The 11,034-nt window shown below is 41.1% G+C and carries 8 protein-coding genes; 4 read left to right on the top strand and 4 right to left on the bottom strand.

Annotated features, from left to right (window positions below):
* Positions 1-11: 11 nt before the first annotated feature.
* Positions 12-1,244, bottom strand: a complete 1,233-nt coding sequence (gene nusA, locus ACEQ81_RS06595; RefSeq protein WP_411030057.1) for a transcription termination factor NusA — start codon at positions 1,242-1,244, stop codon at positions 12-14.
* Positions 1,245-1,256: 12 nt separating this feature from the next.
* A complete protein-coding gene (rimP, locus tag ACEQ81_RS06590; RefSeq protein ID WP_411030056.1) occupies positions 1,257-1,718 on the bottom strand; it encodes a ribosome assembly cofactor RimP in 462 nt (153 codons plus the stop codon).
* Positions 1,719-1,939: 221 nt separating this feature from the next.
* On the opposite strand from rimP, the gene ACEQ81_RS06585 reads away from it, so the two are divergent.
* The 4 genes from ACEQ81_RS06585 to ACEQ81_RS06570 all read left to right on the top strand — a co-directional run bounded on the left by ACEQ81_RS06585 (position 1,940) and on the right by ACEQ81_RS06570 (position 6,390).
* Complete coding sequence (locus ACEQ81_RS06585) at positions 1,940-3,247, top strand: cation:proton antiporter (RefSeq protein ID WP_411030055.1); 1,308 nt, start codon at positions 1,940-1,942, stop codon at positions 3,245-3,247.
* 87 nt (positions 3,248-3,334) lie between these two features.
* Positions 3,335-4,099, top strand: a complete 765-nt coding sequence (locus ACEQ81_RS06580; RefSeq protein WP_411030054.1) for an SDR family NAD(P)-dependent oxidoreductase — start codon at positions 3,335-3,337, stop codon at positions 4,097-4,099.
* A gap of 100 nt (positions 4,100-4,199) precedes the next feature.
* Entirely contained in the window at positions 4,200-5,786 is a 1,587-nt protein-coding gene (locus tag ACEQ81_RS06575) for a M1 family metallopeptidase (RefSeq protein WP_411030053.1), read from the top strand.
* A gap of 67 nt (positions 5,787-5,853) precedes the next feature.
* Positions 5,854-6,390, top strand: a complete 537-nt coding sequence (locus ACEQ81_RS06570; protein WP_411030052.1) for a DinB family protein — start codon at positions 5,854-5,856, stop codon at positions 6,388-6,390.
* A gap of 14 nt (positions 6,391-6,404) precedes the next feature.
* On the opposite strand, the gene ACEQ81_RS06565 is transcribed toward ACEQ81_RS06570, so the two are convergent.
* A complete protein-coding gene (locus ACEQ81_RS06565; protein WP_411030051.1) occupies positions 6,405-7,580 on the bottom strand; it encodes a serine hydrolase domain-containing protein in 1,176 nt (391 codons plus the stop codon).
* A gap of 72 nt (positions 7,581-7,652) precedes the next feature.
* Positions 7,653-10,814 carry a response regulator gene (locus ACEQ81_RS06560; protein ID WP_411030050.1) on the bottom strand — a complete coding sequence of 1,054 codons (3,162 nt, stop codon included), beginning with the start codon at positions 10,812-10,814 and terminating at the stop codon, positions 7,653-7,655.
* Positions 10,815-11,034 lie beyond the last annotated feature (220 nt).

Here is an 11,034-nt window from a genome sequence, read left to right as displayed (position 1 = left end):
TAATATATAGCTTAATCTTCAAACTCTGCTTTTAGGATGCGTACAACTTCCAAAATTGTCTCCTCTTCCAAATCGGTCCTTTTAACTAGATCGTTAACATCTTGCTCTAGAACACTCCGTGCCGTATCCATTCCTATTTTCTTAAGCTCTTCAATAATCCAAGCATCTATTTCATCCGAAAATTCGGTCAACTCCACATCTTCCTCCACGCCTTCTCTGAACACATCGATTTCATAACCGGTCAGTTGGCCGGCAAGCCTAATATTGTGTCCTCCTCTACCAATGGCTTTTGAAACCTCTTCCGGTCTCAAATATACCTGTGCGGTCATTTTTTCATCGTTCAACTTTACGGTAGACACTCTTGCCGGGCTTAAAGCACGTGTCACCAGTAATTGTGGATTGTTGGTCCAGTTGATCACATCTATGTTTTCATTGCCCAGTTCCCTTACGATACCGTGTATCCTAGATCCTTTCATCCCAACGCAAGCTCCTACCGGGTCAATTCTATCATCATAAGAATCTACCGCTACCTTTGCTTTTTCACCCGGGATACGAACTGCTTTCTTAATGGTGATTAAACCATCGAATACTTCCGGAATTTCCTGAAAAAACAATTGTTCCAAGAAAGATGGGGAAGTTCTAGACATAATTATCGCCGGTTTGTTCCCTTTTAGCTCTACGCTTTCTATGATTCCACGAACATTATCACCTTTCCTGAAAAAATCCGAAGGGATTTGCTTGTCTTTGGGCAAAATGATCTCGTTGCCTTCATCATCCAAAAGAATAATTGCCTTATGTCTAATATGGTGTACCTCTGCCGTATAAATTTCCCCTTCTAGATCCTTAAATTGTTTGTATATCGTTGTATTGTCGTGCTCATGAATTTTGGAAATCAGATTCTGACGTAAGGCCAGTATGGCTCTTCGTCCTAAATCTATCAACTTTACTTCTTCCGAAACATCTTCGCCAACTTCAAAATCTGGCTCAATTTTTTGTGCCTCTGAAAGTGATATTTCCTCCAAGGGTTCTTCTACTTCACCATCTTCTACAACAACCCTGTTTCTCCATATTTCCAAATCTCCCTTATCGGGGTTAATGATAATATCAAAGTTCTCGTCCGAACCAAATTTCTTCTTAAGGGCGTTTCTAAAAACATCTTCTAAAATCGCCATTAGCGTTACCCTGTCTATGAATTTATCATCCTTAAATTCCGAGAAGGACTCGATCAACGCAATATTTTCCATTCTGAATTACAATTAAAATTTTAATACAACTTTTGCTTCCTTAATATCAGAAATAGCAATTTCTTGTTTTTTCTGTACTGTTACTTTTCCCTTACCTACCGGCTTGGGTTCTCTGGTCTTCCATTCCAAGGTAATATATTCCTGTGTTGCGGCAGTTAGGTTTCCTTCCAAACTTTCTACTTCCGTTCTTACCTCTATCTTCCTACCAACATTCTTTTTGTACTGACGGGGCATCACCATAGGAGCTGTTGCACCGGCAGAGGCAACTTCCAAGGAAAAATCCTCCTCTTCCCTGTCCAAATTATGTTCAATAGCCCTGCTAATATTCATACAATCTTGAAGCGTAACCCCATGATCGCCATCCAAAATTACATTGATTTGATTAAGAGGCGAGATGGAAAAATCAATCAAAAAAAGCGATTCGTTTTCCGCTAGAGCTTCATCCAAAAGTGCTATAACTTTCTCCTTCAACATAATGTTAAGTAATAAAAGAGGGGACTAAATTGTCCCCTCATGAATACTTATATATCCTTTCAGTGGCGCAAATATACAACTTTTTTATTTTTTTCACATAATGATTTTACGATGTTACCACCTTGGGTGCAAGATTAAGGCCACGGGGGTCCAAAAATCCATGATTTAGTAGTAATTTTAATCCGCTTGTCTTAATTACAAGTTATATAACCAGCCGGCTTATGGAAGTTTTTTCGTCGTACAACCTTATTATAGAGGCATCTATAATTCTAATTTTATCCTTTTTATTCAATGGTATTTCTAAACGGACCAACATTCCTTCCGTATTACTGCTCATTGTATTGGGGGTTATTTTACAGTTTTTCTTAAAATACTTTACCTCGGAACAGGTAGACTTCTTTCCTGCCCTGGAGGTTTTGGGAATCATAGGCCTTATTATGATTGTGTTGGAAGCCGCGTTGGAACTTAAACTTAAACGCGAAAAGCTGGTACCCATTTTAAAATCTATGGCCATAGCGTTAATAGGTCTTATTGCATCTGCTTGGGTGGCCGCACTAATATTATTTATGTTGGTTCCGGAAATTACAATGCATTCTGCTTGGCTGTATGCTACCCCCTTATCCATACTTTCTAGCGCCATTATCATTCCGAGTGTAAGCAGTTTACGGGAGGATAAAAAGGAGTTCCATATCTATGAGAGCACTTTCTCCGATATTATGGGGATTATGATGTTCTATTTCCTAGTGGGAAAACTTAATCCCGGGGAAGGGTCCGGAGCAGGTGGTTTTGCGTTGAATATTTTACTTACCATTATAATTTCTTTAATTGCTAGTTATGCCATTATTCTAATCTTTCAGAAAATAAAGAGTCAGGCCAAATTGTTTTTATTGATTGCCGTACTGCTATTGTTATACGCCATAGGCAAGCAATTGCATTTGTCCTCGTTGTTGATCATTTTAATCTTTGGCCTGGTAATCGCAAACATGAAATTGTTCTTTGCCGGAAAATTATCGCACTTTTTAGATAATGGTAAAGCACAGCAAATTTATCATGAGCTGCATATAGTAACTTTAGAAACAGCTTTTGTAGTGCGTACGTTCTTCTTTGTTATTTTTGGATTAACCATCGCCATTGCCTCGCTTTTTAGTTTTAGCGTTGCCTTAATCAGTCTGCTTATCATCATATCAATCTATGCCATCCGTTTTGTTATCCTTAGGACTTTCATTGGGGCAGATATTTTACCCCAACTTTTTATAGCACCCAGAGGGCTTATAACGGTATTATTGTTCTACGCAATTCCTGCACAGGCCCAAATTACCACCTTTGAACCCGGTATCTTATTGTTCGTAATTATTGGAACCAGTTTAATAATGACATGGGCCATGATAAAGGACAAGAAGAAAATGAATACGATCCTGGACGAAGTGGATGAGGAATACGAGGCTCTGGAAGAAGCTTATGATGAAGAAAAATCGGCCCCCATTGACCTTGACACTCAAAACTTGAACAATTTTGAGGAAGAACAGTAGGAGATTCTACACCAAGTCATTGTTAGCTTTCGGCGTAATGGGAAAAGTTTCTAGATGAACGAAAAAAATAAGCTTTAATAATATTGAATGTCAACAAAACTGAATAACAAAGTTGCTATAGTTACCGGCGCCACTAGTGGTATGGGCAGGGGTATTGTGGAGATTTTTGCAGACCACGGGGCCTCATTGGTGATTTCCGGAAGGGATGTTGATCGGGGAAAAGCATTGGTGAAGGCTTTGAAACCTATTAATCCCAACATTGTTTTTGTAGCAGGCGATATCTGCCATCCTGAAGAAAACAAACGATTGGTACAAGAGGCACTCGCCAATTTTGGCAAAATAGATATATTATCTATCAACGCCGGAATTTTGGGTCTAGGGTCGGTAACGGAGTTATCACCTTCGTTGTGGCAAAAAACTCTGGACACCAACCTAAGTTCTATATTCTATCTCTGTAAGCATGCAATCCCAGAACTTATTAAAAGTGAGGGTGCTTCCATTACTATAAATGCATCTATTGCAGCCTTTAAAAGCTTTCCCAATCATCCCGCCTATTGCGCATCCAAAGCTGCAGCGGTAGCACTAATGAAACAAATGGCAGTGGACTACGGCCCACAAATAAGGGTAAATGCCATTTGCCCAGGCCCGGTAGACACACCATTATTACGGAATTCGGTATCCGCTTTTAAAGAACCCGAAAAGGCAGTGGACGAAGCTAGAAACGCCACCCTTCTCAAAAGACTCGGAACACCGCAAGATATTGCCAATTTAGCCCTGTTTTTAGCCTCCGATGAAGCCGCTTGGATTACGGGCACAACCATTAATATTGATGGAGGTATTTTAAATGGGTAAGTGTTAAACTATTGTGGAATAATGAACGTGAAGCAACAATTTAAATTAAACGTACCTAGAACACTTTGCAGTAGATAGGTGCCAGAACCAAAGAATAGAAATGAGAAAAATTTGTTCCCTGTTAACAACATCAGTATTATTTAGCTTACAAGCTGTAATTGCGCAAGATGCTTACCAAAGAAATGAGTCGGTTAATGTTCAAAATTACGTGTTTGGTCTTTCCCTGAATGACACTAACAATGAGATTGTTGGTGAAACACTGATTACTTTGGATTTTGAGGATGAACCAGAAAAATTTGCGTTGGACCTCGTTGGTAAATCTGGGGAATACGGTATGGAACTCACCGGAATTTTCGAAGACAACGTGAAGGTTGCCTATGAATACGCCAACAACAAGATTTTGATAACACCATCTTTGGGCGAATCCAAAACCAGAACTTATAAGGTACAATATAATGGTATTGCCGAGAGGGGCTTGGTTATAGACACCACAAAATTTGGACAGCGCTCCTTCTTTGGCGACAACTGGCCCAATCTGGCAAGGCATTGGCTTCCTTGCGTAGATCATCCCTATGATAAGGCCACGGTAGCATTCCGTATTACCGCTCCCGATCATTATGATGTGGTGGCTACCGGTAAAAAAATAGAAGAAAGTAACCTCGGAAATGGCTATAAGCTCACCAGCTATAAATCTTCTTCCCCGGTAGCAATGAAGGTGGTAACCATTGGGGTTACCAAATTTGCAACCAAGTTGTTGGGTATGGTGGGGGAAATACCCGTAACGGCCTGGGTCTACCCAGAAAACAGGTTGGATGGTTTTGCCGATTATGCTGTAGCTACCAATGTGCTGAACTATTTTGTGGAGCAAATAGGGCCTTATGCCTATGACAAGTTGGCCAATATGCAGGCAAAAACGCAGTGGGGCGGATTAGAGAATGCCGGAACCATCGCCTACTTTGAAAATTCCGTAACAGGGAAAAACACTGTGGAAGGATTAATTGCCCATGAGATTGCGCATCAATGGTTCGGAAATTCCGCAACGGAGAACAGTTGGAACCACGTTTGGTTAAGCGAGGGCTTTGCCACCTACTTTGCAATTCTCTATCAGGAAAACGTCTATGGCCACGAAAAGAGAAAGGAAGAACTGCTTTTAGATCGAAAACAGATTATAGACTATTACAAGACCAATCCGGCACCCATTGTGGACAGTACCATTACGGATCCCATGAAGGTACTAAGCACCAATACCTATCAAAAAGGAGGCTGGGTACTCAATATGCTAAGACATAGGCTGGGCGACGATCTATTTTGGAAGGGCATACGGGCATACTATAAGACCTATGAAAATTCTAATGTGATGACCTCCGATTTTCGGAAGGTTATGGAAGAAGTCTCCGGACAGGACCTGACAAGCTTTTTTCAGCAATGGATATTTACCAAGGGATATCCGGAACTACAGTGGAATTGGAACTACGAAAAAGGAAAACTTACCCTAACCGTTAAACAGGTGCAAGACCATCATGTATTCCAATTTCCTATCGATATTGGCATAGTCCATGGCGATAATACGAAAACCGAGACCGTAACTGTAAGTAGTAAATCCAAGACCTTTGAGATTCTTGTGGAAACCAAGCCAGATAAGGTAATGTTAGACCCCAATGTTTGGTTACTGTTTGAAGAAAAATAATACTTCCTTTGGCCATGGAAGCAAGCTCTTAAATACTACGAAATAAAACCTTTAACAAAGATTGAATATGAAGTTTGAACTCAACGATGCCATTTCCGTTTTAGAACGGACTCCGGCTACACTACAGACATTACTCCAAGATTTAACTATGGCATGGACACACCAAAACGAGGGCAATGACAGTTGGAGCCCTTTTGATGTCCTGGGACATCTAATCCATGGCGAGAAAACCGATTGGATGGTTAGAACTGAGATAATTTTGAGCGATAAACCCAATAAAGCATTTGAGCCTTTTGATAGGTTTGCCCAGTTCCAAAATAGTAAGGGTAAAACGTTAACGGCCTTGCTTGCGGAATTTAAAACCTTGCGTACGGACAATTTAAGTTTGCTGCGTTCAAAAAACATTGCCGCAAAAGATCTGGAACGTACGGGAGTACACCCAGAGTTTGGCCCCGTAACCTTAAGCCAATTGCTATCGGCATGGGTGGTACACGATCTGGGGCATATTGCCCAAATTTCTAGGGTAATGGCAAAGCAATATAAGGAAGCCGTTGGCCCATGGCCAAAATACCTTACCATTTTAAACCATACGCCAAGCGAATAAATACTGGCAACTCGTTAATCTAGAAAGGAAGGGTAGATATAGTCCTTTAAAAGTGCTTCCGAATTCTTTCTAATGGTCCATTGATTATAATTGCCTGCGGTAGTTACTACAATCAATTGGTTAGGGCGATCCCAATAATTCCGCTGGTCTCCATTGCCAAAAGCAGCAACTAAAGGGTGATTTTGGTTTTCCGCTATAGTGCTTGCGTCTAATATCCAAAACTGATACCCGTAACCCACATTGTTATTGCGGCCAAACTTAACGTACGACTTCATGGATGCGGTTATCCAGGCTTCGGGGAGTAGTTGTTCTCCCTCCCACTGTCCGTTTTGTGCATACAGTATCCCAAACTTTAGCAAATCTTGCGATCTAAGCCTAAGTCCCGATGCTGCTGCCGGCATTTCCGTTCCCGGAAAGGTGGTCCACTCAAAAGTTTCGATCCCCAAGGGGCCAAACAGGTAATTTCCTGCAAATTCGTCTACAGCTAATCCCGTGGTTTTCTTAATGATAGCGGCCAATAATTGTGTTGTTCCGCCATTGTATTTCCATACTTTTCCCGGTGCTATTTCCATAGGCCTGCTTAACACATATTCCATGGGGTCGGGGCTAGAAGTCATCCTTATTTCGCTATTCTCGGGGTCGGAGTAGGGCACATCTTCGTTCCATTCCAATCCGGAAGTCATGGTAAGCAAGTGTCTTAGGGTTAAATCTGATTTTAGGCCTACGTTATAAACCGAGTGCTCGGGAAAAAAATCGAATACCTTTTGATCTACATCCTCAATCTTACCTTGCTTGATGGCCAGACCCACGCAAGCCGAAACTATAGACTTGGATATGCTGCGCACATCGTGGAGCCGCTCTTGGCTATGTTGAACCATACCCAGACTATCTCCCCAAATTTCATCCACGCCCTTAAAATACTTTTCGTAGACCAACTTACCGCTCTTAGAAATTAGCACGCTATGGATATTGGGATATGTATTTGCGATAATTTCCTTTTCCATATCCGCAAGTATGGCGGCGTTTATCCCTACTGCATCGGGAGTTCCAATTTCAATTACCTCCTGCGCCTTTGGTTTATCGTTCTTCTTGAGGTTTTGTTCCTTGCATCCAAGGACTGGTATTACAAATACAGAAAGAAACAAAAATAGTTTAGCTACTACAATCAAATTTCGGGTGTTGGTTTTCATTGGTCATCTTTTCCTAAAGATGAAAAAACTACTACTTTGTTACGATTATGAAATCATACGTAAGAGAAAAAATTAAGCCGCGTATTCCGATGGGGTCTTCCCAAATAATTCCTTGAATCGTTTTGTAAAATAGGAGAGGTTGTTAAACCCCACCTGATAGGCCACTTCAGATATGTTCCCAGCCTTATCCCTTAACAACTGCGCAGCCCGTTTTAACCGAAAATCCCTGATCAAATCTTGGGCCGACTGATTTGTTAAGGCTCTAATTTTTCTAAACAACTGTGTACGGCTCATTCCCACCTCCTTTGCCAAGTCTTCAACTCTAAAAGACGAATCGTCTAGCCGCAACTCCAAGACACGGATCACCTTCTCTAGAAAACGTTCGTCCATAGAAGTAACGGCCAGGGTTTTGGGCTGCAATGTAAGTTGGCGACTGTATTTTTCGCGTAGCAATTGTCGCTGGTCTATGAGGTTTTTTACCCGGGCCCTAAGTTCTTCTTTGTCAAAAGGTTTAATTACATAATCGTCCGCACCGGTTTCTATGCCTTCAAGCTTGGAAGTTTGCGAAGCTAAAGCGGTTAACAATATTACGGGAATATGGCTGGTTTTTTCGTCCTTTTTTAGTTTTTCGCAAAGCGATATACCACTCATCCCGGGCATCATTACATCGCTAATTATAAGATCGGGAACTTTCTTTTGGGCCAAATCAAAACCCGATACCCCGTCTACTGCTTCCGTAATTTCGTATTCCGTATAAAGTTGTTTTTTTATGTAAGCCCTTACATCATCGTTATCTTCGACCACAAGCAACAGGGGCAGCCCTTTGGTATTGATCCGTACCATTCCGGTATTCGCGGGGATCTCGGAATAGTTGGTTTTGGATACCTTCTTGGCCTTTGCTAGCTGTGAATGGACAAAAACGACCTCTTTTTCATTAAACTGTTCTTTGGTTATGGGCAGAACAACTGTAAACGTGGCCCCCTCTCCTTCCCTACTAGCCACAGCAATGGTTCCCTGATGCAATTCTACCAATTCTTTGGTCAGGGCCAAACCAATACCTGTACCGGCCTTTTCCTTTTGAGGCGAACCATCTACCTGATAAAACCGATCGAATACCTTGTCCAGTGCCGAGTCCGGTATTCCTTTTCCGGTATCTTTTATGGCTATTTTTAATGAATTGCCTTTCCCCTTACCTGTATTACTTTTTGGGTATATTAACGAGGCACTAAAATGAATCTCCCCGCCTTCTTCGGTAAATTTGAAAGCGTTGGACAACAAGTTGTTTATAATTTTTTCCAGTGCATCGCCATCAAACCAACCCAAACCTATTTCCGGTGCAATGGCAATGTCCAGTTTCACCTTTTTAAAATCCGCAAGGGAACTAAAAGATGCGGCCTGTGCTTTTAAAAAAGTGCTAAGCTCGTCTTCTTTTACATGCAGTGGCATATTACCCGCTTCTAGCTTGGCGAGATCCAAAAGCTGATTTACCAGATCTAACAGCCTTTCCCCATTGCGCCTCATCAATTGATAGTTTTGTTTTAGCGCCTGATCTTTCTGCTTTGTGGACAACAGCTCATTTAAGGGACCAAGGATCAGTGTAAGGGGAGTTCGAAACTCGTGCGAAATGTTGGCGAAAAACCGCGATCTTAGATTAACAAACTCCTTTTGTTTTTTATTGATTAGTGCCCTGGATTTAAGCTTAATGTTGTAATTCCGAAACAACAGCAGCGAAATTGCAACTAGGGAGACAATACCCCATAGGAGTAGATTTCTTTGGGTATCGCTTCGTTCAATTACAGCTTGCTTGGCGGTCACTTCGGCCTCTTGCAATTCTTTTTCTTTGAACAGTAATTGTATTTGCTGGTCTTTCTTTGCCGTTTCATACTGTATTTCCCTAGCTACAATATTTTTACTGGTTTCTTCATCAAAAATACTATCCCTGAGTGCAGTATATTCTTCTAGATAGGAAAGAGCCCTAGTTCTGTTGCCTATTGCTTTGTGCAGGTTGTAGAGCGAAAAAGACAGTTTGCTTTTTATTTCTTTGGAATCGGTTTGTCTAGAGACCTTCCATCCTTCCTCAAAAGCATCTTCTGCCCTAACATATTGCCGCTGATTTGCATAAATGATTCCGAGTTCGTGGAGGGATGTAGCTACGTTAAACTCATCAAACTCGATGGCTTTCTTAATGGAAATACTCTTGTTTAGAAATCCAATGCCTTTTGTAGGATCCTGACTGCCGTGCAATACCCCAAGACTGTGGTAATTTAAACTCAACAGATCTTTAAAATCGCCCTCTTCGGATAGTGCAGTACTTTTATCAAAATAATAAAAAGCCGAATCTCGCTGCGCATACTTATCCATTGCCACACCCAGGCTATGGTAATTAGAGGCGGTGAGTCTGGCATCTCCCAAAGCTTCGCTGTGTTTTAAGGATGTTCTATAGTATTTTAAGGCATTTTCATAATTCTCCATGTTTTCGTAGACTCCGGCAATATTTTCCAGGCAGCTGGCCAACAGATATTGGTCGCCCTCTTTTTCAAAAACCTCCAAAGAAGAGAAAAAATCGTTCAGGGCCAGATCGTAATTGCTGTAATTCCATTGTATGGTACCAATATTAAAATTTACCTTCGCCACCGATAGAAAATCTCCTGCTTGCTCAAAGAAAGGAATAGAGGCCACAAGGTTTTTATAGGCATTTTTATTGTCTCCCTGATATAAGTAAACGGCCCCTTTATTTAGGTACCCATCTGCAATACCGAGTGTATCCCCAATCTGATTTCTATACTCAAAATCCTCATTGTAGTAAGCCAATGCCTTTTGGTATTCCGAAATAGAAGCGTGCAAAAGGCCCAAATTGTAATTTATGTCGTGCACACCATCCAAATCGCCCAGTTTTCGGAACAGTTCCTGACCTTTTTCATAATAGTAAATGGTGCTATCCGTAATCCCGGTATATAGAAAATAGGTGCCCTTTATTTTATCGGCAGAAGCCATACCGTAGTCGTAACCTTTGGCAGAAGCCAGGCTATAGGCTTTTTGGGCAAAGAGGTAGCATGTATCCAGACTTATCCCCCGGTAGGCGTTGGCAATATCCAAAAGTAGCTTAACCTCGGTAGTATCATTTATAGAACCCTTTTCCAATACTTGGGACAAACTATCGATCTTTGTTCTTAGCTGTCCATAGCCTTGCCAGCAATAGCTCCAAACAAGACAAAAAAGTAAAACCTTTTTCATGTTTTAGTTCGTTGGTTCTTACACACTTGTACTAATTTAAAGTAAAATTTGGCATAAAAAGGTTAAAAAACGCCAATATGCGAGGTACCCGATAGTATAAAGCGGAAATTGTACCAAAAACAGATATAATTCTACTTAAAAGGCCCTAAAGGCAGTAAAACATCGCATTAAAAGGTAAATGTAACCTAGGTGGCAAAAACTGAAACATCAGCATCAATAC

It is taken from the genome of Spongiimicrobium sp. 3-5, from assembly GCF_046557915.1.
Classification (GTDB): domain Bacteria; phylum Bacteroidota; class Bacteroidia; order Flavobacteriales; family Flavobacteriaceae; genus JBHEBG01.
The sequence above is the reverse complement of the archived record's forward strand: the minus strand, read 5'-3'. Positions and strand labels throughout refer to the sequence as shown.

Bases quoted from the DNA above. Each gene is read 5' to 3' on its own strand.
- rimP (WP_411030056.1), bottom strand. From the start codon at position 1,718: ATGTTGAAGGAGAAAGTTATAGCACTTTTGGATGAAGCTCTAGCGGAA.
- ACEQ81_RS06575 (WP_411030053.1), top strand. From the start codon at position 4,200: ATGAGAAAAATTTGTTCCCTGTTAACAACATCAGTATTATTTAGCTTA.
- ACEQ81_RS06580 (WP_411030054.1), top strand. From the start codon at position 3,335: ATGTCAACAAAACTGAATAACAAAGTTGCTATAGTTACCGGCGCCACT.
- ACEQ81_RS06560 (WP_411030050.1), bottom strand. From the start codon at position 10,814: ATGAAAAAGGTTTTACTTTTTTGTCTTGTTTGGAGCTATTGCTGGCAA.
- ACEQ81_RS06570 (WP_411030052.1), top strand. From the start codon at position 5,854: ATGAAGTTTGAACTCAACGATGCCATTTCCGTTTTAGAACGGACTCCG.
- ACEQ81_RS06565 (WP_411030051.1), bottom strand. From the start codon at position 7,580: ATGAAAACCAACACCCGAAATTTGATTGTAGTAGCTAAACTATTTTTG.
- ACEQ81_RS06585 (WP_411030055.1), top strand. From the start codon at position 1,940: ATGGAAGTTTTTTCGTCGTACAACCTTATTATAGAGGCATCTATAATT.
- nusA (WP_411030057.1), bottom strand. From the start codon at position 1,244: ATGGAAAATATTGCGTTGATCGAGTCCTTCTCGGAATTTAAGGATGAT.